Source organism: Streptomyces sp. NPDC002619, from assembly GCF_042889305.1.
Lineage (GTDB): Bacteria > Actinomycetota > Actinomycetes > Streptomycetales > Streptomycetaceae > Streptomyces.
Window position 1 is genome coordinate 213,656 of record NZ_JBIAQV010000009.1, and the last position, 21,093, is coordinate 234,748.

The following is a 21,093-nucleotide window of genomic DNA, read 5'->3' on the forward strand; positions in this document are numbered from 1 at the left end:
CGGGCCGAACGGGGACCGTGAGCAACCCGGATGCCGCACGTGGCCGGTCCCGGCGCGCCGCCGGTCAGTCCGTCGGCAGCGTCGGCTGGACCCGGCGCAGGAACGTCGCGTTGTCGGGCGTCTCGCGCATCCGCTCCAGCAGGGTCTCCAGGTTCGCCGGCCCTCCGTCCCTCGACTGCAGGACGCGCCTGAGACCGCGTACGGCCGTCAACTCGGCCGGAGACAGCAGGAGTTCCTCGCGCCGGGTACCGGACGGAGTGAGGTCGACGGCCGGGAACAGCCGACGGGAGGCGAGCTCCCGGTCGAGCCGGAGCTCCATGTTGCCGGTGCTCTTGAGCTCCTCGAAGAAGAAGCCGTCGGCACGCGAGCCGGTGTCCACCAGGGCGGTGGCCAGGATCGTGAGGGAACCGCCCTCCTCGGCGCGGCGTGCGGCGCCGAAGAACCGCTTCGGTCCGATGAGGGCCGTCGCGTCGACGCCGCCGCTCAGGGTGCGGCCCCCGGCGGCGGCCGCGTTGTTGTGGGCCCGGCACAGCCGGGTCAGGGAGTCGAGCAGGATGACGACATCCTCGCCCTCCTCCACGAGCCGCTTGGCCCGTTCGATCACGAGCTCGGCGAGCGCGATGTGCTGCTTGGGCGCCCGGTCGAAGGTCGAGGCGTACACCTCACCGCGCACTGAGCGCCGCATTTCGGTGACTTCCTCGGGACGCTCGTCGAGGAGCACCACCATCAGGCGGCACTCGGGGTGGTTGCCGGCGACGGCCGCCGCGATCTGCTGGAGCAGCACGGTCTTGCCGGTCTTCGGCGGGGCCACGATCAGCCCGCGCTGCCCCTTGCCGACGGGGGCGAAAAGGTCGGTGACACGTCCGGCGAGGCCGGACGCGGGGTGTTCGAGACGGATCCGCTCGCTCGGGTGCAGCGGAGTGAGGTCCCGGAAGTGGCGGCGCACGCGCAGCTCTTCGGCCGCACGGCCATTGACGCGCGCGACCTCGGTGAGAGAGCGCTGCGCCCCGCGCGCGCCTTCGACGAGGTCGCCCTTGCGCAGCCCGTACCGGCGGATCAGCGCGGGGGAGACCTGGGGATCGGTGGGCGAGGGCAGGCAGCTCTCGGCCCGCAGCTGCCCCTTCCCGTGCGCGTCGATGTCGAGGACACCGGTGACGAGCCGGGGGGCCTGGGGCTGCTCCTGTACGGGAGGGTGTTCGAGTGTGGTGGTCATGAAGGGTGGTCCTCTCATGGACGGGTGGCCTGGCATCAGGCATGCGAAGAAGGGGGAGGGGCCGCGAGCGAGGGCGTACGAGCGCGCCTCGGCGGCGGTGAACACCTCGGGTACGGCAGTGCTACGACCCCTGCCGACGAGGTGTGCGGAAAGGCTGCCGCGCCGACCTGAACGGTGGGCGGTTCGGCGAGCCGAGGAGAAACTGGCACCGGCGCCCTCAGCAGGGCGTACACAAGTGCTGACCGCACTGTACCACTCGGGGCAGAGCCGCGGCTGTGGGGGGCGCTGCGGGACGGGCGGATCCCCGAGGGCTGGCCGCTGGCGACCTTCGCGACCGTGCAGGGCATGACCACGGCCGACGGAGATGACCACCGGCGGCTGCGGTCGCTGGTGAGCCGGGCGTTCACGGCCCGGCGGGTGGAGGAACTCCGGCCCGAGATCGAGGAGTTGACATCCTCCCTGCTCGACGACCTGTCCCGTGCCGCCGAGGCGGATGACGGAGTCGCTGATCTGCGGCGGCACTTCGCGCTGCCGCTGCCCATGGGCGTCATCAGCGAGCTGCTCGGCGTGGACGAGCCGTACCGGGACCGGCTGCATCACCTGTCCAACCAGGTCGTCGCCACCGACATCACGCCCGCGCGGGCCGTCGACGCAAACCGCGAACTCGTGACCGTTCTCGGTGAGATCGCCGCCGCCAAGACCGAGCGGCCCGGCGACGACCTCACCAGCGCGCTCATCGCCGCCCGCGACGAGGACGGCGACCGGCTCAGCCCGCCTGAGCTGATCGGCACGCTCGTGCTGATGATCATCGCCGGGCACGAGACCACGCTGAACCTGATCACCAACGCCGTACGGGCCCTGTGCGGTCACCGCGACCAGCTCGACCTCGTGCGCGAGGGCGGGGCGAGCTGGGGCGACGTCGTGGAGGAGACACTTCGCTGGGACGCGCCGGTCAGCTACTTCCCGTTCCGGTACCTGGTGCGGGACCTGACCGTCGACGGGACGCTGATTCCGGCGGGCACGCCCGTGCTGGCCGGGTACCCTGCCGCCGGGCGCGACACCGCCGCGTACGGCCCGGACGCCGACCGTTTCGACGTCACACGGCCGGCGCGCCCCGGAGCCGTACGGAACCTGTCGCTCGGACACGGCGCCCACTACTGCCTCGGCGCCCCGCTGGCCCGGTTGGAGGCGACGACGGCCTTGGAGCGACTGTTCACCCGCTTCCCCGCTCTCGCACTCGCCGACCCCGAGGCCGAACTCGCCCGCCACGCCAGCTTTGTCGGCAACAGCGTGCGGACTCTTCCCGTGCGGCTGAACTCCTGAGCCGAGCGGCGGCGAAGGGCGCTCTTGCGGTGAGGCAACCGTGCCTCCACAGAGGTACGGCGATCAGGCGTGATCGCGGGTGTCGCCAGGACCCGGCCCGCCCGCGCGCGTAGTTTTTTCGACCGAGGTGTCGATTCGGGGCGTTCCCGTTCGTCGGTGGGGTGCAGGAAGCTCATGAACACCGGGAGGAACCATGAAGTACATGCTGCTGGTCTGCGGTGACGACACCGCCGACGCCTCCGGAATGGCACCCGTCGAGCCCTGGGTGGAGGAGCACGGCGTCCGCAGCGGCGCGCGGCTCTACGGCCACCGACTGCGCCGGCCCGTCGAGGCGGTCACCGTGCGCGTGCGCGACGGCGAGGTGCTGCGCACCGACGGTCCGTTCGCCGAGACGAAGGAGTACGTCGCCGGGTTCGACGTCGTGGACTGCGCGAACCTGGAGGAGGCGGTGGCGATCGCCGCGCAGCACCCCGTGGCGACGATCGGCGCGATGGAGGTGCGTCCCTTCTGGGACGAGGGCGGCGCCGACGCGGAGACGGACATCCGCCGGCTCGACGCAGAGCTGACCGCGGCCGCGCGCGAGCGCGACATCGACCGGACGATGGCCTGCTACGCCCCGGACGTCGAGGCGTTCCACTTCATGGGCGGCGAGGAGCTGATCGGCATCGGCGCCCTGCGCAAGGCGGTGGAAGGGTGGTTCGCCACGCTGACCGGGCCCCTCCACCGCGACGTCCTCGAACTGCGGGTACGGCCGGGGGAGGGCAGCGCCTTCAGCCACGCCCTCGTCCAGTTGCGCGGAACCCGCGTCGGCGGAGAGCCGCTCGACCGCGTGGTCCGGCTGACCACCGGCTACCGCGACGCCGGCTTCGGCTGGCTGATCGCCCACGAGCACATCTCCGCGCCACTTGAGAGCCGCACCACGAAGGAGCGGTCATGAAGTACGTACTGTTCGTCTGCACCCCGGTCGGCGGCGAGGAGCTCAGCCCCGCCGAGATCGCCGTCGACCCGCGCTTCACCTCGTACATCGACGAGGTGCGCAGCCGCGGCATCGGCCGGGGCGGAGCACGTCTGCGCCCCGTGTCCGACGCCACCACCGTCCGCGTCCAGGGCGACGAAGTCCTGCTCAGCGACGGCCCGTTCGCGGAGTCCAAGGAGTACGTCGCCGGGATCGACATCGTCGAGGTCGCCGACCTCGACGAGGCCATCTCACTCGCCTCCCGGCACCCGGCCGCGCTGGCCGGCGGCTCGGTCGAGGTGCGGCCGGTCTGGGAGTGAGTGACACGGACGAGGTCGAGGAGGCGGTCGCGGCCGCCTTCCGAGAGGAATGGGGCCAGGTCGTCGCCACCCTGATCCGGGTGACCGGCGACTGGGACCTCGCCGAGGAGTGCGCCCAGGACGCCTTCGCCCAGGCCCTCGACCGGTGGCGGCGCGACGGAGTGCCGCGCCGCCCCGGCGCCTGGCTCAACACGACCGCCCGCCACCGGGCCCTGGACGTGCTGCGCCGGGAGGCGGTGGGGGCGGAGAAACTGCGGGAGGTGGCCGTGCTGACGCGGGACGGGGAGTCGTACGACGACGATGACAGCGGAGTCCGGGACGACCGGCTCCGGCTGATCTTCACCTGCTGCCATCCGGCGCTGCCCATCGAGGCACGGGTCGCGCTCACCCTTCGTACCCTCGCCGGTCTGACCACGCCCGAGATCGCCCGCGCCTTCCTCGTCCCCGAGGCCACCATGGCCCAGCGGCTGGTGCGGGCCAAACGCAAGATCCGCAACGCGGGGATCCCGTACCGCGTCCCGCCCGCGCACCTGCTGCCCGAGCGCACCACGGGGGTCCTCGGTGTGCTCTACCTGCTCTTCAACGAGGGCTACGCGGCCACCGCGGGCGCCGACCTGGTGCGCGCGAACCTGTGCGCCGAGGCCATCCGCCTCGCCCGTGTCCTGGCCCGTCTCATGCCGGACGAACCCGAGGTGCTCGGCCTGCTGGCCCTGCTGCTCCTGCACGACGCCCGCCGCGCCACCCGGGTCGACGCGGCCGGTGAACTGGTCACCCTGGAGGACCAGGACCGCACCGCCTGGGACCGCGCCGAGATCGACGAGGGCACCGCCCTTCTGGAGACGACGCTGCGCCGCGGCCGGCCCGGCCCGTACCAGATCCAGGCCGCCATCGCCGCCTGCCACACCACCGCGCCCACGGCCGAGGACACCGACTGGTCCGACATCGCGGCGCTCTACGGCGAACTCCGGCGCCATGTCCCCTCCGCCGTCGTACGCCTGAACCGGGCCGTCGCCGTGGGCATGGCCGAGGGCCCCGAGTCCGGTCTGGCCCTGGTGGCGGAGCTGGAGCGGGAGGGCGAACTGGCCGGATACCACCTGCTGCCCGCCACCCGCGCCGACCTGCTGCGCCGCCTCGGCCGCGCCCGGGAGGCCGCCGAAGCGTACGCGCGGGCGCTGGACCTCGTCGAGAACGACGCGGAGCGCCGGTTCCTGGAGAAGCGGCTCGCTGAGTGTCGATCCGGCTGAGTGCCGTTCGTCGGTGGGGTGCAAGGGATCCGAAGGACCGCACGGGAGACTCCCACGACCGCCGCCTTCGTACGACCGGCCGCACGCCTGCTCGCCGCGGCCCTTTCGCGGGGCCGCCGCCGCCCGGTGCACAGTGCCTCCGAAACGCCGCCGTCCGATCGCGCCCCGGCACCCCGGACGCCGCGGCGGACCGGAGGCCGGAATGCGGGACGGCGTCCGGTCGGCGGAGTGGATCCCCGCCGACCGCTGAGCACGCTCCGCCGTCCGGCAGCGGCTGGTCGTCCGCTCACGCGGACCGTGCCTCCGCCTCCTTGGTGATCCGGTCGAACTGGGCGCCCATGGCCTCCGCCAGGGCCTGGGCGCCCGACAGCGGACGCACCATGACCGTGAGCTCGTCGATGAGCCCGTCGTCGCCGACATGGATGAAGTCGCAGCCGCTGAGCTCCCGTTCGCCGACCCGAGCCGTGAACACCAGGGCGTGGTCGCGGCCGTCGGGCCCGGTGAGCTCACGGTCATAGCGGAAGTCCTCGAAGACCCGCGTCACACCGCGCAGGATCGCCGCGGTGATCGCCTTGCCCGCGTACGGCTTGAACACGACCGGGCTGGAGAACACGACGTCCTCGGCCAGCAGCGCCTCGACGGCGTCAAGGTCCCCCGCCTCGACCGCCTTGCGGAACGCCTGCATCGGATCACCCCATAGTCAATTATTTGAGTAGGTGCGGATGAGAATAATCACCGGCTGTTAACGTGTCCACATGTCCCTCAAGTACGCCGTCCTCGCCGCGCTCCTGGAGGGCGAGGCCTCGGGCTACGAGCTGTCGAAGGTCTTCGACGTCTCCCTCGCGAACTTCTGGCCCGCCACCCCGCAGCAGCTCTACCGGGAACTGGAGCGCCTCGCGCAGGACGGTCTGATCGAGGCACGGGTGGTGCGGCAGGAACGCCGTCCCGACAAGCGGATGTTCACGCTCACCGAGGCCGGCCGGGCGGACCTGCGCGCCTTCGCCGACGAGCCGCCCCGGCGGCCCACCGCCATCCGCGACGAACTCCTCATCAAGATCCAGGCCATGGACGGCGGCGACCCTGAGGCGACCCGCGCGCTGATCGAGGAACGCATGTCCTGGGCACGCGGCAAGCTCGCACGCTATGAACGGGTGCGCGAACGCCTCCTGGACGGGCGGACCGAGGAGGAGCACCTGCGCACGGCCGACCGCATCGGCCCGTACCTCACTCTCATGGGCGGGATCGCCTTCGAGGAGGAGAACCTGCGCTGGTGCCAACGGGTTCTAGCCGTCCTGGAACAGCGAGTTCCCCTAGGCTGACCGGATGTTCAGCCCCGAAGGTCCCAGTCTGCGCGAACTCGCCGTCCAGGCAATGTCGTCCGTGGAGCACGGCTACGACCTGCTCGCCCCGAAGTTCGACCACACCCCCTTCCGGACCCCGGAGTCGGTGCTGGAGTCCGTCGCCACGGCACTCGACCGCACCGGCCCCTTCGAGGACGGACTCGACCTGTGCTGCGGCACCGGCGCCGGAATGGACGTGCTGGCGCGCGTCTGCCGGGGGAGCGTCACCGGGATCGACTTCAGCGCCGGCATGCTCGACGTCGCCCGGCGCCGACCCCGCCCGCAGGGGCCGCATGTCGCCTGGGTGCGCGGCGACGCCCGCGCTCTCCCGTTCGGGCCGGCCTTCGACCTGGTGGTGAGCTTCGGGGCGTTCGGTCACTTCCTGCCCCGCGAACTCCCGGGACTCTTCGGCCAGGTCCACTCCGTGCTCCGGCCGGGCGGCACCTTCGCGTTCCCCGTCCTCGCGCCGCCCCGCCCCTCGGGCCTGGGCTTCTGGCTGCTGCTCGGCTTCGACACGGCGATGCGTGTCCGCAACGCCGTGTGGCGGCCGCCGTTCGTCATGTACTACCGGGCCTTCCGACTCGGCACGGTCCTCACCGAGTTGGGGCGCGCCGGCTTCGAGGTGGACCTGCTCGTTCTTCCCGAGTTCGGTCACCGCGACGACGGCACGCCCCGGGCCCGCCTGGTCAGGGCCCGCCGACTGCCCTGACCGGCTTGGCCGTTCAGATCAACGTCAGGTGACGCCGCCATCCGCTGCAACTCGGGTCCGTCAACTGCTCCCAGAAGACGGGCAGATCGCTGTCCTGAAGCGCACGCAGGGATATCTCCACGGCGCCGACTCTGTCAGACCGCCGCCGGCAGCGTGAACTCGTAGACCAGCGTGTCCTGTTTCGTGTCCACGACCAGGTCCGTGATCTCCAGCGGGCGGGCGTACTGGTCGTGGACGCGTCGGGTCACCCGTACCGAGGAGGCGTCCGCGAGCTGGGTGATGGCGTCCCGGTGGTGCAGGGTCAGTCCCGCCCTGCGCATCCAGTCGTAGGCCCGGCGCAACTGCGCGGCCGCCGCACCGTCCGCGCGGTCCCGGTAGCGACCCAGCTCCTCGACCTCGGACAGCGCCACCGCGGAAAACGACGTCACCGCGGTGCGCAGGGTACGGCCGTCGGGCGCGGCCGACTGGTAGCGGTGCACCAGCGTCGGCCGAAGCGGGGCGAGCCCCAGCGCGGCGGCGTGCTCCGGCGGAGGAGCCTCCCAGGTCACGGTGGTCCGGTCGACCGCGCAGGGGTCCGCGGTCCGTACGCCCACCGGGAATGCGAGGGACACCGGGTCCTCCAACGGTCTACCGGTCAGACTCGCGTGGCTGCCCCGACGGTCGGTGGCGACCAGCCCGTCTCGCCGCAGCACCTCCAGTGCCTGCCGGACGGTCTCCCGGCTGACCCCGAAGTGCCCGGCCAACTGCCGCTCGCCGGGCAGTCGTTCACCTGGCGGGATGGTGCCGTCGCGCAGTTCGCCGAGCAACTCCGTGGCGATCCGCCAGTACAGCGGCGGGGACTGGTCGTCGGTCTGCGAGTGTTCGTGGGGGGTGGTGCGGGCCATGCCGCGCCTCCTGTTGGTGACAAGACGTAGCCGTGTGGGCTCATTGCGCGACCACATCTAGCATTGGTCTAAACCATTAGGGAAGTGCGGTCGGCCGGTTCGGCCGAAAGTGAACCGTGCCCCCGTGTCACAGCGCGCTGTACAGCGCGTCCACCAGGGCCATCTTCCGGGGATCGTCGGCGATGCGCGGCCCCATCCGGTTCATCACATAGCCCAGCGACACCCCGGCCTCCGGGTCGGCGAGCCCACACGAACCGCCGAAGCCGTCGTGTCCGAAAGCCCGCGGATTCGGCCCGTACGAACCGTTCGGTCCGCTGAGCCACAGACCGAGACCGATCTCCGTCTCGCTCTCGAAACCGGCCCCGAGCACCAGATCCCGGCAGCTGCCCTGCCCTTCGCGCACCCGCTCGGCCGCTTCGGCGGACAGGACGAGCCGGCCGCCGTGGGAGCCCCGCCCGGCGAACACGCCGTACAGCGCGGCGACGGCCCGCGCCGTGCCGTGCCCGTTGGCGGCCGGGATCTCGGCGGCGCGCCACTGAGGGGTGTTGGCCTGCGCGGCGCCCACCACCGGATTGGTCAGCGCCGCGAGCGCTGCGGGTGCCAACTGGCTGAAGATCGCGGCCTGTTCACTGGTCAGCCCGCCCCGCGCATGCACCAGTTCGGCCACCCGGCCGGACTCCTTCTCCGGCAGCCCGATGGTGAAGTCGATTCCGAGCGGGCCGGTCACCTCCCGCTCCAGGAACGCCCCCGGCAGCAGCCCCGAGATCCGCCGCACCACCTCACCGACCAGGAAGCCGTACGTCAGCGCGTGGTACCCCGAGCGCGACCCCGGCTCCCACCACGGCTGCGTCGCCGCGAGCCGGGCGGTCGTCAGCTCCCAGTCGTAGAGCTGCTCGAGCGAGTGCGGCTCGCGCAGCCCGGACAGGCCGGCGCGGTGCGACAAGAGGTGCCGTACGAGGACCCGCTCCTTGCCCGCCGCCGCGAACTCCGGCCAGTACGCCGCCACCGGTGCGTCGAGGTCGAGCAGCCCCCGGTCGGCGAGGATGTGCGCGCACAGCGCCACCGGTCCCTTCGACGTCGACCAGACGTTGACCAGGGTGTCCCGCTCCCACGGCCGGGTGTGCGCCTCGTCGGCCCACCCGCCCCACAGGTCCACCACCGGCTCGCCGTCGACCGTCACCGCCACCGCGGCGCCCAGCTCGTCCCGGTCCCGGAAGTTCTCCTCGAACGCCTGCCGCACCGCCGCGAAGCGCGCGTCGCAGTGACCGTGAACGTCTGGCACGTGCTCGGGCATGGGCCCTCCGTCGTCCGCCGGAAAGCCCGGGCCGCGACGCTGCGACCCGGGCACCCCGAACGTACCGACTGGTCGGACCGGAGGGAAGGGTGATGGTGCAGGAATCACGCGGCCACCGGACTGCTCAGGCGTACGAACGCAGCCAGCGCAGCTTCTCCGCCTCCTGGAACGGGCCGCCGCCCTCGTGGTCGTTGAAGTCGTAGACCTCGATCGACTTGTTGTCGTGGGTCCAGGCGTTGAACGCGGCGAAGACCGTGGAGGGCGGGCAGGTCTGGTCCTCCAGCGCCGCGGAGAACAGGGCGGGAGCCCGGCCGCGGGCCGCGAAGTGGACGCCGTCGAAGTAGGAGAGCGTGCGCAAGACGTCCTCGGTGCGGCCGCGGTGGGTCTTGAGATAGAGACCGATCTCCCGGTACGGGTGCCGGTCCGTCAGTGTTGTCGCGCGCGGGAAGTCGCACAGGAACGGCACGTCCGGGGCGACCGCCACCAGGTCGGGCACCAGCCCGCCCACGGCGAGGGTGATGCCGCCGCCCTGGCTCGCGCCGAGCGCCACGGTCCGCGTCGCGTCGGTCAGCGGATGCGAGCGGGCCGCCTCGATCGCGCGCACCGCGTCCGTGTAGACCCGGCGGTAGTAGTAGTTCTCCGGCGCGTCGACGCCTCGGGTCATGAAACCGGGGTACGCGGGCGCACCGCCCACCGGGTCGGCCGTGTCGCCCCCGCCACCCCAGGCACTGCCCTGGCCTCGCGTGTCCATCACGAAGTGCGCCCGGCCCGTCGACGCCCACAGCAGATGCTCGTGGGGCAGGCCGCGCCCGCCGCCGTAGCCCACGAACTGCACGACCAGCGGGAGCGGTTCCTCCGCCCAGGCGGGCAGCAGCAGCCAGCCCTTGACGGGGTGGCCACCGAAACCGGCGAACGTCACGTCGAACACCTGGACCGTGGACAGGCCGGTGTCGACCGGTTCGAAACGCGCGTCCAGATCGTGCTCGCGGGCCTCTTGGAGCGTCTTGGACCAGAAGGCGTCGAAGTCCTCGGGCTCCGGGGACTCGCTGCGGTACGCGCGGAGTTCCTCGGGAGAGAGGTCGAACAGGGGCATCGACAACCGCCTTTGCGAAGGATGACTGCGAATGATCTCACCGTACGTGGACGGTCCGACCGGTCGCCAGGGCCCGGCCCGAGGTGCGCGTGGGCCCCATGTGCGAGCGGGCCCCATGTGCGAGTGGGCTTCACGTCCGGCCGCGCGTCCAGTCCGGACCTGTACGGGCCCACTCCCGCTCCCACTCGTTCAGCCGGTGCCGGAGCGAGACCCGTCGTACGACGCCGTGGCCGAGCAGCACCACGCCGGCCGCTCCGCCTGCGGCGAAGACGCCGATGGTGACGGTGTGCTGCCAGATCGCGACGTCGCCCGGTGGCGCGGTCACATCGCGTCCCCGGGAGTCGAACCACACGTCCACCACGTCACCCTGATGTGTCCCCGCCGGGACCCGGGCCACCGCCGTCCACGTCCCCTTGCCCGGCTCCGTCCAGCGCACCGTCGCTCGGTAGGCGTGTTCCCTGCCGCCCTGCACCGTGGGGAGCTGGTCGGGTGTGCTGCCGAGCACCTCGGCGCGGACACGGTGCCGCTCGGCCCGCTGGACCGCGGCGATCGACCGCGCCGCGTCGTGGGCCCACAGGCCCGCCAGCGCCCCTGCCAGGGGCGCGGCCACGCACAGCAGGACGGCGACGACCACCGCCGTCCATGCCTCCACGACATCCGACCGGCGCCGCAGCGGATTGCGCCGCCAACGCCAGCCGCGCACCCGGGTTCGCATGTCGACCTCCTCGCCGTCACCGGAGCCGGAGGGCCGGGCGGCACCCTGTGGGGGCCGGTCCACCGCTCCCCGCGCACCGCGCACGGATGCGAGCGTCCACACCCATGTCGTACCCCGTACGACACCGCTCGCTCACCTCACGAACCACACACCGCCGAGATTTCAGCGTGGCGAAGGAGCCCACAGCGGCGCTCGACGCCGACTTGCGCACCACCCGTGATCCGGCGCCCGCCGCCGGGCCGCCCTCTGTCCGTGCGGCGTCCAGGCGTCCGGGCGTCGGCCGGGCCTCAGCCGAAGCGTTCGATGCGGATGCGGTCCACGGGCTGGCCCGCCTCGACGAGGAGGCGCGAGGCGTGCTCGGCGAATCCGTTGGAGCCGCACACATAGGCTTCCCACCCACTGGGCGGCTGCGCGGCCAGGAGCGGGGCCACATGTGCGGCGGCCATACGTCCCACCGGCACACCCTTCGGCGCACTGCGAGTGAACACGGCCGTCGTCTCGGCGCCGAGTTCCCGCGCGTAGATCAGTTCCTCGGGAGCGCGCGCGGACACCAGCATCCTGAGCGGCACGGTGAGTCCCTGGGCCCGGTGGTGCCTGATCATCGACATGAGCGGCACGACTCCGGACCCCGCGCCGACCAGCAGCGCGGGCCGGTCCCCGGGCCAGGCGAAGAAGCCGCTGAGCGGGCCGCGCACCTCGACCGTGTCACCGGGCCGGGCCTCGGTGTGGAACCAGCCGGAGACCTCGCCGCCCTCGACGTGGTCCAGGGTCAGCTCGATGTGCCCCGAGGCGTCGGGCGCGGACGCGATCGAGTAGTGGCGCTGGGCCGTGTAGCCGTCCTCGGCGGTCAGCCGCAGCATCAGGTGCTGCCCGGGCAGGTGCCCGGCCCAGGCGGGCACCGCGAACCGGAAGGTCGCGGCGTGCGGGGTCTCGCGCCGGATCTCGGTGAGGGTGGCCGGCTGCCAGGTCGACGCGGTCTGGTCGCCGACCGCGATGCGTCCGGGCACCGCGAAGCGCGTCGGGGGAGTGAAGGTCTCAGTCACCGGCGTACCGCTGTTCCTGCCAGGGGTTGCCGCGCGCGTGGTAGCCGTTCTGCTCCCAGAAACCGGGCTGGTCGTGGTCGAGGAGCGTGATACCCGCGATCCACTTGGCGCTCTTCCAGAAGTACAGGTGCGGCACCAGCAGCCGCGCCGGGCCGCCGTGTTCCGGGGCCAGCGGCTCACCGCCGTACTCCCAGACGATCCAGGCCCGCCCGCCCGTGAGGTCCGCGAGCGGGAGGTTGGTGGTGTAGCCGGTGTGGGAGTAGGCGAGGACATGGGTGGCGGACCCATGGGGCCGCACCACATTGAGGAACGCGTCCAGCGAGACGCCCCCGAACCGCACCCCGAACTTCGACCAGCTCGTCACACAGTGGATGTCGCCCTCGTACGCCGACGCGGGCAAGGTGTGCGCCTCGTCCCAGTTCCAGGTGCGCGGCTCGGCCACCAGCCCGTCCACGCGGAACGTCCAGTCGGCCGGCGCCAGGTCGGGCGTGACCTCCGCGGACAGCACGGGCCAGTCGTCGCCCGCGTCGTACTGCCCGGGGGGTAGCCCGGCGTTGCTCACGCGTGGGCGGCCGGTGAAGCCGCGGGTGACGCTCATTGAAGTGCTGCCTGCCCAGGTGCTGACGCGTAGTGCTGCGCTGACGCGCACTGATTGCTTACGCATTCAACCGTACGTGGGCCTCGGACCTGCCTCGGTCCCGGGTCGCCCGGCGATCATTAAAGCCGTGTGAACTCTCCCGCGCCCGGGGAATAGCCGCCCGGCGATCTCCCTTGGACGTGGAGTGCCGGTATCGGTGGCCCGTACAGCCGGTGGTCCGGTGACAGCGAAGGAGAGTGGGAGCAATGCCGAAGGCGTACGTCTTCACGCGGTACGGCGGCCCGGAGGCCGAGGCGCTCGTGGATGTCGACCGGCCGCGTCCGGGCGCCGGTGAGGTGCTGGTCGCGGTGCGCGCCGCGGGGGTGAACCCCGTCGACTGGAAGCAGCGCTCGGGCTACCGCCGCCCCGGCGAGACCGGTGAGCGCGTCTTCCCGGTCGTGTTCGGCAACGAGGTCTCCGGCGTCGTCGAGGAGACCGGCGAGGGCGTGACCGGCTTCGCCATCGGCGACGAGGTCTTCGGCAACACCGTGGCCGGGGGCTATGCCGAGTACGCCCTGCTGCCCGTCGCGGTCACCGCGCACAAGCCCGCCGGGCTGTCCTTCGCCGACGCCGCCACCCTTCCGGTGGCCGCGGCGACCGCGTACGACGGCGTCCGTCAGCTCGGCCTGCCCGCCGGTGCGACGCTGCTGGTCACCGGTGCCGGTGGCGGCGTCGGCGCGGCGGCCGTGCAGATCGCCCGTGCCTTCGGGCTGCGGGTCGTGGGCGTGGCGAGCGAGGCGAAGAAGGACTTCGTGGAGTCGCTCGGCGCCGTGCACGTGCCGTCCGGGCCGGACCTCGCCGACCGCGTACGGGCGGCCGCGCCCGACGGCGTCGACGGCGTGTACGACCTGGTCGGCGGCGAAGTGCTCGCCGAGGCCGCCACCCTGCTCACCGACCGGACCAAGCTGATCACCGCCGGAGCCTCGGCCGAGGCCGTCGCCGAACTGGGCGGCGCCCGCGTGGCCCGTGCCCGCACCGCCGCCGTCCTCGACGAGGTGGCCCGGCTCGTGGTCAACGGCGACCTGGACCCGCATGTCACCCGGACCTTCCCGCTGGAGCGGGCCGACGAGGCGCTGCGTGCCGTCGAGGACGGCCACGTCCGCGGCAAGATCGTGATCGAGGCCGCCGCATGACCGACGTGGACCAGGAGAACGGCGTGCCGACAGACGCCTCGCACATCCTCGACAACCCCGCCTTCGCCTCGTTGACCGGCCCGCACGCCCGCTTCGCCGAGCGGCGCGGTCGGGTGCTGCGCTACCCGGTGGACGTGTCCCCGTGGCTGGCGTTGCCCGACGAGCCCGACGCGGACGACTGGGCGGACCTCGCCGCGCTGGCCGGACCGGGCGCCGAGGTCCCGCTGGCCGGCTTCCGGGGCCGGGTTCCGGACGGCTGGGAGATCACCTTCCAGATGGAGGGCGTCCAGCTCGTCGACGACGGCCTCGCCGCCGCACCGGACGCGGAGGCCGTCCGCCTCGGCGCCGACGACGTACCCGAGATGCTCGACCTGGTCGAGCGGACCCGGCCGGGCCCGTTCCTGCCCCGCACCATCGAACTCGGTACGTATCTGGGCATACGGCGAGACGGCGCCCTCGTCGCCATGGCGGGGGAGCGGCTGCACCCGCCGGGCTGGACCGAGATCAGCGCGGTCTGCACCGACCCGGCCTTCCGGGGCGAGGGCCTGGCGACCCGGCTGATCCTCGCTGTCGCGCACGGCATCCGGGAGCGTGGCGAGACCCCGTTCCTGCACACGGGTGCGGGCAACACCAACGCCATCCGGCTGTACGAGTCGCTCGGTTTCCGGCTGCGGCGCAGGACGGCCTTCCTCGCGGCCCGGGCGCCGGAGCGGCTGGCGGACGGGCGTGAGGCCGTACCGGTGGCGTGACGCGGGGCGGGGCCGCGGCGTGAGCTGCGCGGTGGCGTGACGCGGGGCGGGGCCGCGGCGTGAGCTGCGCGGTGGCGCGCTGCGGCCGCCCGCTCGGCTCGGTCGGTCAGTCGGTCTCGGCGTCCGGCCCCGCGTTGTAGCGCTCCAGATACCGGGCGAACCGCGCCAGGTCCTGCTCCGGCCAGTCCGCGAGCCGTTCCCGCACGGCGGCCCGGTGCCTGAGAGTGACCTCCGCGAGGATCTCCCGCCCGGCGTCGGTCAGATGCAGCACCTGGACCCGGTGGTCCGCCGGGTCCAGGCGCCGCTCCACGAGCCCGTCCCGCTCCAGCGCGGCCACCCGGCGGCTGACCGTGGACTTGTCCAGGGCGTAGAGCGCGGCCAGATCGGTGGCCCGGCAGCCGTCCCGCTCCTCCAGGTGGCCGAGCAGGGTGTACGACACCAGGGACAGCTCGGGGTGCATGCGGCCCGCCGAGGCCCTGGCCCGGCGGGCGAAGATCGTCATCTCGCGCTGGATGGTCTCGACGGCCGTCTGCGCTGCACTCACAAGAACTCCTCCTCGGCCGCTCTGGTTGCAGAGTACAACTTGAGGGAGTCGTGGGCGGAGCGCCAAGGCTCACGAGGATGCGGTCGAAGAGACCGTCGCTGTCCGGGCGTTGGGGTAGGGTGGCCGTCCGGCCGTGGATCGTCCCGGCCCTGCTGTCCAGGAGGTGAGACCCATTACCGCTGTGTCAGGTCGGGTGCTCTCTCCTCGAAACGGCGCGGAACACCGTTAGCGTGTGACCGCGGGAGCGCCCTTCGGCCCCAGGTCTCCGAAAGGCTCTCGGCTTCCATGCCCCAAGATTTGCCCCTTTCCCCGCCTTCCGTCGTCGCCGCGCTGCGCGCCGCCGGATGCGTCTTCGCCGAGGACGAGGCGGAGTTGATCCTCGCCACCGCCCGAACGCCGGACGAACTCGCCATGATGGTGGACCGGCGTATCTCCGGGCTGCCCCTCGAACACGTCCTCGGCTGGGCCGAGTTCCACGGACTGCGCCTCGTCGTGGAACCGGGCGTCTTCGTCCCCCGCCGGCGCACCGAGTTCCTCGTCGACCAGGCCCTCGCCCAGGTCCCGGACGCCTCGGTGGTCGTGGACCTTTGCTGCGGCTCCGGTGCGGTCGGCGCGGCCCTGGCCGCCGCGCTCGGCCCGGTCGAGCTGCACGCCGCCGACATCGACCCGGCCGCGGTGCGTTGCGCCCGCGGCAACATCGCCGCCTACGGCGGCCACGCTCACGCGGGCGACCTGTTCGACGCCCTGCCCACCGAACTGCGCGGCCGCGTCGGCATCCTCGCGGCGAACGTGCCGTACGTCCCCACCCACGAGGTGGGCCTCCTGCCGGCCGAGGCCCGTGTGCACGAGCCCCTGGTCGCCCTCGACGGCGGACCGGACGGCCTCGACATGCTGCGCCGGGTCGCCACCGCCGCGCCGGGCTGGCTGGCCCCGGGCGGCTGTCTCCTCGTCGAGACGAGCGAACGCCAGGCACCCACCGCCGTTGAGGAGTTCACCCGCGCCGGACTGCGCACCCACCTGGCGGTGTCCGAGGAGCTGTACGCCAACGTGCTGATCGGCGTCAGAGAGATCGGGGACGTCGGGAACTAGACGCGCACGCGGCTCCTCACGTCGTCGCCCCGCTCCCCGACGGGCTCGGCGGCGACGGGGTGTGGTCGGGGCGGCCCCACGGCCCGTGGCCCGGGAATCCGCCCCGGCCCTCGTGCCGGCCCCTGCCGTCGAAGTTTCCGGCGAGGGCGGCTTTCGCGGTTCGTGTGCCGTCGTCGGAACGCGTGCCGACCAGAACAGCGGTGTCGCCCTTCTTCAGGGCGTCCGAGTCCGACGTGCCGTCGTGGCGGCGGACCAGGGCGTCCGAACCGACGGTCCAGGTCCACTGGGCGTCGTCCTCGCTCTTGACGGTCACCTGGTCGCCGTCCACCTTCTCGACGGTGCCCCGCTGCCAGACCCGTACGACCCACTGGCCGGTGTCGCGGTCCTTGACGGTCGCCTCGCCGTGCACGGCGTCACCGCCGAGGCCGAACCACGGGCCGTGGCCATGGCCGTGCCGGTCCGGCGTGGGCGACGGAGAACCGGAGCCCGCGGCCGCGGGTACGGCGACGCTGCCCGAGCCGCCCGAAGTGGCGGCATAGGCGACGGTGCCCCCGAGCGCCAGGGCCACGACCGCCACCGCGACGGTCACGGCCCGCGCCCGGGCCGACTGCAGACGCCAACGGGCGCGCAGGGGCGGACGGCGTCCGCGGTCGTCGCCCGGCCCGACGATCACTTCCCACTGCGCGGCTGCTCTCGGCGGCTCCGCGGGCATCGGCGGAAGAGGCCGCACCGGCTCCGCGGGCCCTCCGTCGGAGCGCTGCTCATGGTCCGGTTGCTCATGGTCCGGTTCGTGCATCACCGCTCGCTCCCCTCGGCCATGTCACGAGGCATCCACACACGGCACCACACGGCATCCCGTACGCATACCTCCCTGTGATTGTCCGATCAGGACGATAAGGGCCCGGTAATGAATCTCTGTGAATCGCACCCTCGTGCCCGCGCCCGCCCTCAGTCGAGCGCCTGCGCCCGCGCGATGAGCAGCGCCACGTCGTCGTGGTTGTCGGGGTGGTGGAGCCGTCGCAGGAGGAGATCGCAGACCTCCTCCAGGGGCCGCATCGGGTCGTCGAGCAGGGCGAGCATCGCGTCCAGGCGCTCGTCCAGCGAGTGCCGACGCGTCTCGACCAGCCCGTCCGTGTAGAAGACCAGCTCGTCGCCGGGCCCGAAGCCGACCGTGGTGGTGGAGAAGGCGACCCCGCCCACCGCACCCACCCCGAGCGGCACCCCCGTGGGCAGGTCGAGCAGCTCCGCGGGGTGCCCGGCGCGCACCCGGGCCGGGGGCAGATGGCCGGCGTTGGCGATGCGGCACTGGCGCAGCTGCGGGTCGTGGACGGCGTACACACATGTCGCGATGGAGTGGTCCAGATCCGAAATGATCTTGTCGAGGTGTTCGAGGAGCAGGGCGGGATCCAGATCGAGGGCGGCCAGTGTGGCCGTCGCGGTACGCAGCCGGCCCATCGTGGCGGCCGCGCTGATGCCGGAGCCCATCACGTCGCCCACGACGAGCGCCGTCTTGCCGCCGTCCAGCGGAATCACGTCGAACCAGTCCCCGCCGACCTCGCCGGCGGCGCCCGCCGGCTGGTAGCGGGAGGCGACTTCGAGCCCCCTCGTCACCGGCGGATGACTGGGCAGCAGACTGCGCTGCAGGGTGACCGCGGTGTTGCGGGCGTTCTGGTACCAGCGCGCGTTGTCGATCTGCACGGCCGCGCGGGCGGCGAGCTCCCGGGCCAGCACGACGTCGTCCTCGTCGAACGGCGCCGGATTGCGTGTGCGCTTGAGGTCGAGGGCGCCCAGCACCTCGCCGCGCGCGATCAGCGGCACGGCCAGATACGAGTGCAGGCCCGCCCGGCCGAGCAGCACCGCCGCCTCGGGGGAGCGGGCGATACGGGGCAGATCGTCGTCCTTGACGTGCGGGACGACGACCGGGCTCCCGGTGCGTACGCACTCGGTGACGAGGCGGTCGGGGGCGTACAGAGCGAGCTGCCCGGGCGGGTCGGCGGCTCGTACGGCGTCCGCGTCGTGCTCGGCGCGGACGGCGAGGGCGCGGATCATCGCGGGCTCGGAGGGGCCGAGTGTGCTGGGGCGGCCCTCCACAACGGCGTCGAGCAGGTCCACGGCGGCCACGTCGGCCAGCTCCGGCACGGCGACGTCGGCCAGTTCGCAAGCGGTGCGATCCAGCTCCAGGGTGGTGCCGATCTTGGCGGAGGCGTCGGCGATGAGGGCGAGGCGGCGCCGCGCGGCCTCGGCCTCGACGCCCGCCCGGAACTGCTCGGTGACGTCCACGATCGAGGACGCGACGCCGAGCACCGTCCCCGTGGAGTCCTCGAGCCGGTACATCGACACCGACCAGGCGTGGTCCTGGTCCGGGTCCGCGGGGGTGCGGCCCACGGTGAACTGGTCGACGAGCGGCAGCCCCGTCTCCAGGACCTGGAGGGCCGTGCGCTCCAACGCGTCGGAGTCCATCAGCGGCATTACTTCGCGCACCGTGCGCCCGGTGTGGTCGGCGGCCGGCACGCCGTTGATCTTGGCCAGGGCCGGGTTGACCGAGACGTACCGCAGGTCCGTGTCCCACACGGCCAGCCCGATCGGCGACTGCTGCACGATCCGCTCGGACAGCGCCACGTCCTGTTCGATCCGGCGCACCGTCGACCGGTCGGCCGCGAGCCCCAGCGCGTACACGTCGCCCCGGTCGTCCATCAGGCGCATGTTGCGGAACTCCACCAGCCGCGTGCTGCCGTCCTTGACCCGGATGGGGAACGCCCCGGCCCAGCTTTGACCCGTACGCATCACGTCGGCGAAGAGCTTGCCGACCAGCGGGACGTGCTGGTCGTGCACCAGCAGCCGGGCCGCGTACTGCCCGAGGGCCTCCTGTGCCGAGTAACCGAACAGCTCCTCCGCCTGAGGGCTCCACAGCACGACGCGTCCCGCGTCGTCCAGGACGACCGAGGCCACGTTGAGCACGTCGAGCAGCCCGCTCGGGCGAACCGGCCCGTCGCCCTCGGCCACCGGAGCCTCGGCTGGACTCATTCCACGCACCGCCTTCGACCGTCCGCACGGCACGTCGTCCCCGGTGCCGACTCCCCTTTTTCTACCGCGCGCACACCAGACACTCCGACGCCGCCGCCGTCTTTCTCCACCATCTCTCAACACGGCGGCGGGTGTACGCGGAAGTCACCACGTCGGCGCCGCCGTCCGGGCGAGCCGGGGCGCGGCACGCGCGTTCACCTCCCCGTTCCCCGAGTTGGTCTGTACATGCTCACTCGGTCGGGCCAGACTGTCCGCCGAACATGCCTGCCACCCCCCGATTCTCAGGAGCCCGCTCATGCCCGTCTCCGCCCGGCAACGTTGTCACGCAGTCCTGACCGGACTCGTCGCGCTCGCCACCACCGTCGTCGTGTCCGTCGCCGTGCCCGCCTCCGCCGCCGACGCCTGGACGGAGACCGGCTCCGACCGCGCCGATCCCCTCACCGAGAGCCAGGGTCTGACCTCGGTCGAGGTCCCGGCGGGCAGCCCCAACCGGTACACCGGCATCGGCACCATTCCTTCCGACGTGCGCGGCCGCGGCTGGAACCACGTCGGCGACCCCGACGCCTCCTATGACGGCTACTACATCGAGCCGTACCAGCGGGACTCCGGCAACTCGAAGATGTTCCGGGTGCAGGCGCCGGGCGGGACCTGGTCGGAGTACGTCCACACGCTCAGCGGCGGGGAGGCGCTCAACAACTCCTGGGTCGCCGTCTCGCCGGGCGGACAGTGGATGCTCGCGGGCGAGTACGGCACGATGAGCCGACTCCTGGTCTTCCCGACCCCCGGCGTCAACCCGAGCACGTCGCCCTCGGCCAACCTGCCGCAGGCCGCCACCGTCAACCTCGACCACGCCGTGCGTGACGTCCAGGGCTGCGACTTCTCCGGCCCGACCACCCTGCTGTGCTCCTCCGACGACCCGGACGGCAGCCTCTTCGGCGTCACCAAGCCGCTCCTGCAGATCGACCTGTCGGCCGAGCCGAACGGCACGGCCGACGTGTCCGGCCATGTCACGGCGCTGCGCCAGCTGCCGCTGCGCAGCTCCTGCTCCGGCACGTTCGAGGCCGAGGGCATCGACTACGACCGCCGTACCGGCACGCTGCGTGTGATCGTGGTGTCGCCCGGCTTCTGCGTCCTCACGGACAGCAAGACGTACAAGTTCACGCGCGGCTGAGCGCTGAGGGCACCGTTTCGCGCGACGGGTGGTACCAGTGCGGAAAGTGGTGGTTTTCTGGGGGCATGGCGCGGTTCGCGGGGAACCCGCGGTATCGCGCCATCGCCATGAGAGGAGCGATCACGATGGTCCGTGAGCGAATGCACGAGGAGCCCGTATCCGTCGAGATCAGCGGATGCAGCAAGGAAGACGCCCGGATCGTGTTCGACGTGCTGTGCACGTGCTTCGAGTCCGATCGGTGCGTCGAGGACGTACCGCAGCAGCTCCATGAGACGCGTCCGATGGTGTGGCTCGGAACGTTCGAGGTCACCGACGCCCACGAGTGCCTCCCGCCCGCCCATCTCTCGTCGTCCGTCGAGGCGGACGCCCAGGGCGGCTACTGGGCGATCGACCGCCTCCGCACCACTCTGGACTCCCTGTTCACGGTGCGCGACCTCTCGTCGGCATCCGGCGACCAGGAGAGGGAACTGCACGTCCTGCTCGAAAGCCGCTGACCAGCCCGCCGACTGCACCGCCCCGGCCGCCTCGCTTGCGGCCGGGGCACGGTTGCGTTTTGCGGAGTGGTGGGGCTCACCTCCAGCTGTTTTGCAACTAGTTGCAAAACGTGACGGGT

Annotated in this window: 22 protein-coding genes; 11 read left to right on the forward strand and 11 right to left on the reverse strand. The window is 72.3% G+C overall.

The annotated features are described in order from the left end of the window. Window positions 1-64 precede the first annotated feature (64 nt). A complete protein-coding gene (gene rho, locus ACFYXB_RS17865; protein ID WP_389583074.1) occupies window positions 65-1,213 on the reverse strand; it encodes a transcription termination factor Rho in 1,149 nt (382 codons plus the stop codon). Between the two features lie 174 nt (window positions 1,214-1,387). Here rho and ACFYXB_RS17870 point away from each other — a divergent pair, with 174 nt between their 5' ends. The 4 genes from ACFYXB_RS17870 (at window position 1,388) to ACFYXB_RS17885 (ending at window position 5,055) form a co-directional block, all read left to right on the forward strand. Then, window positions 1,388-2,536: a cytochrome P450 gene (locus tag ACFYXB_RS17870; protein WP_389583076.1), complete on the forward strand. Its 1,149-nt coding sequence runs from the start codon at window positions 1,388-1,390 to the stop codon at window positions 2,534-2,536. A 193-nt stretch (window positions 2,537-2,729) separates the two neighbouring features. Further along, window positions 2,730-3,473, forward strand: a complete 744-nt coding sequence (locus tag ACFYXB_RS17875; protein WP_389583078.1) for a nuclear transport factor 2 family protein — start codon at window positions 2,730-2,732, stop codon at window positions 3,471-3,473. Then, window positions 3,470-3,811 (forward strand): YciI family protein, encoded by a 342-nt coding sequence (locus ACFYXB_RS17880; RefSeq protein WP_389583081.1) that lies wholly within the window; start codon window positions 3,470-3,472, stop codon window positions 3,809-3,811. The genes ACFYXB_RS17875 and ACFYXB_RS17880 overlap by 4 nt, the downstream gene beginning before the upstream one ends. Then, window positions 3,808-5,055, forward strand: coding sequence for an RNA polymerase sigma factor (locus ACFYXB_RS17885; RefSeq protein ID WP_389583084.1), 1,248 nt, complete (start codon window positions 3,808-3,810; stop codon window positions 5,053-5,055). Before ACFYXB_RS17880 ends, ACFYXB_RS17885 begins: the two co-directional genes overlap by 4 nt. 286 nt (window positions 5,056-5,341) lie before the next feature. On the opposite strand, the gene ACFYXB_RS17890 is transcribed toward ACFYXB_RS17885, so the two are convergent. After that, entirely contained in the window at window positions 5,342-5,740 is a 399-nt protein-coding gene (locus ACFYXB_RS17890) for a nuclear transport factor 2 family protein (protein WP_351347702.1), read from the reverse strand. A 70-nt stretch (window positions 5,741-5,810) separates the two neighbouring features. Between ACFYXB_RS17890 and ACFYXB_RS17895 the strand changes: the two genes are divergently transcribed. After that, window positions 5,811-6,374: a PadR family transcriptional regulator gene (locus ACFYXB_RS17895; protein ID WP_389583087.1), complete on the forward strand. Its 564-nt coding sequence runs from the start codon at window positions 5,811-5,813 to the stop codon at window positions 6,372-6,374. 4 nt (window positions 6,375-6,378) lie between these two features. Beyond that, window positions 6,379-7,104 carry a class I SAM-dependent methyltransferase gene (locus ACFYXB_RS17900; RefSeq protein WP_351347706.1) on the forward strand — a complete coding sequence of 242 codons (726 nt, stop codon included), beginning with the start codon at window positions 6,379-6,381 and terminating at the stop codon, window positions 7,102-7,104. A gap of 134 nt (window positions 7,105-7,238) precedes the next feature. Here ACFYXB_RS17900 and ACFYXB_RS17905 read toward each other — a convergent pair whose 3' ends face one another. The 6 genes from ACFYXB_RS17905 to ACFYXB_RS17930 all read right to left on the reverse strand — a co-directional run bounded on the left by ACFYXB_RS17905 (window position 7,239) and on the right by ACFYXB_RS17930 (window position 12,731). Beyond that, window positions 7,239-7,988, reverse strand: coding sequence for a GntR family transcriptional regulator (locus ACFYXB_RS17905; protein ID WP_389583090.1), 750 nt, complete (start codon window positions 7,986-7,988; stop codon window positions 7,239-7,241). Between the two features lie 127 nt (window positions 7,989-8,115). Beyond that, a complete protein-coding gene (locus ACFYXB_RS17910; RefSeq protein ID WP_389583095.1) occupies window positions 8,116-9,282 on the reverse strand; it encodes a serine hydrolase domain-containing protein in 1,167 nt (388 codons plus the stop codon). 124 nt (window positions 9,283-9,406) lie between these two features. Next, window positions 9,407-10,375 (reverse strand): acetylxylan esterase, encoded by a 969-nt coding sequence (locus ACFYXB_RS17915; RefSeq protein WP_389583097.1) that lies wholly within the window; start codon window positions 10,373-10,375, stop codon window positions 9,407-9,409. A 130-nt stretch (window positions 10,376-10,505) separates the two neighbouring features. Next, the gene (locus ACFYXB_RS17920; protein WP_389583184.1) at window positions 10,506-11,090 is read right to left on the reverse strand and encodes a hypothetical protein; all 585 of its coding nucleotides are present in this window, start codon (window positions 11,088-11,090) and stop codon (window positions 10,506-10,508) included. Window positions 11,091-11,377: 287 nt separating this feature from the next. Further along, window positions 11,378-12,133 carry a ferredoxin reductase gene (locus ACFYXB_RS17925; protein ID WP_389583100.1) on the reverse strand — a complete coding sequence of 252 codons (756 nt, stop codon included), beginning with the start codon at window positions 12,131-12,133 and terminating at the stop codon, window positions 11,378-11,380. Continuing rightward, window positions 12,126-12,731, reverse strand: a complete 606-nt coding sequence (locus ACFYXB_RS17930) for a sulfite oxidase-like oxidoreductase (protein WP_351347715.1) — start codon at window positions 12,729-12,731, stop codon at window positions 12,126-12,128. The genes ACFYXB_RS17925 and ACFYXB_RS17930 overlap by 8 nt, the downstream gene beginning before the upstream one ends. Window positions 12,732-12,976: 245 nt before the next feature. Here ACFYXB_RS17930 and ACFYXB_RS17935 point away from each other — a divergent pair, with 245 nt between their 5' ends. After that, window positions 12,977-13,903, forward strand: coding sequence for an NADP-dependent oxidoreductase (locus ACFYXB_RS17935; protein ID WP_389583103.1), 927 nt, complete (start codon window positions 12,977-12,979; stop codon window positions 13,901-13,903). Further along, entirely contained in the window at window positions 13,900-14,652 is a 753-nt protein-coding gene (locus tag ACFYXB_RS17940; protein WP_389583107.1) for a GNAT family N-acetyltransferase, read from the forward strand. The genes ACFYXB_RS17935 and ACFYXB_RS17940 overlap by 4 nt, the downstream gene beginning before the upstream one ends. Before the next feature lie 106 nt (window positions 14,653-14,758). Here the strand turns inward: ACFYXB_RS17940 and ACFYXB_RS17945 are convergent, their stop codons facing one another. After that, window positions 14,759-15,196 carry a MarR family winged helix-turn-helix transcriptional regulator gene (locus ACFYXB_RS17945; protein WP_351347720.1) on the reverse strand — a complete coding sequence of 146 codons (438 nt, stop codon included), beginning with the start codon at window positions 15,194-15,196 and terminating at the stop codon, window positions 14,759-14,761. A 285-nt stretch (window positions 15,197-15,481) separates the two neighbouring features. Between ACFYXB_RS17945 and ACFYXB_RS17950 the strand changes: the two genes are divergently transcribed. Continuing rightward, complete coding sequence (locus ACFYXB_RS17950) at window positions 15,482-16,285, forward strand: putative protein N(5)-glutamine methyltransferase (RefSeq protein WP_389583110.1); 804 nt, start codon at window positions 15,482-15,484, stop codon at window positions 16,283-16,285. Window positions 16,286-16,301: 16 nt separating this feature from the next. On the opposite strand, the gene ACFYXB_RS17955 is transcribed toward ACFYXB_RS17950, so the two are convergent. Both ACFYXB_RS17955 and ACFYXB_RS17960 read right to left on the reverse strand, forming a co-directional pair. Continuing rightward, window positions 16,302-17,081: a hypothetical protein gene (locus ACFYXB_RS17955; RefSeq protein ID WP_389583187.1), complete on the reverse strand. Its 780-nt coding sequence runs from the start codon at window positions 17,079-17,081 to the stop codon at window positions 16,302-16,304. Between the two features lie 152 nt (window positions 17,082-17,233). Beyond that, entirely contained in the window at window positions 17,234-19,309 is a 2,076-nt protein-coding gene (locus ACFYXB_RS17960) for a SpoIIE family protein phosphatase (protein WP_389583113.1), read from the reverse strand. A gap of 295 nt (window positions 19,310-19,604) precedes the next feature. Here ACFYXB_RS17960 and ACFYXB_RS17965 point away from each other — a divergent pair, with 295 nt between their 5' ends. After that, window positions 19,605-20,480: a hypothetical protein gene (locus ACFYXB_RS17965; protein ID WP_389583116.1), complete on the forward strand. Its 876-nt coding sequence runs from the start codon at window positions 19,605-19,607 to the stop codon at window positions 20,478-20,480. A gap of 125 nt (window positions 20,481-20,605) precedes the next feature. Continuing rightward, on the forward strand, window positions 20,606-20,974 hold the full coding sequence (locus ACFYXB_RS17970; protein ID WP_351347728.1) for a hypothetical protein: 369 nt from the start codon (window positions 20,606-20,608) through the stop codon (window positions 20,972-20,974). Window positions 20,975-21,093: the final 119 nt, after the last annotated feature.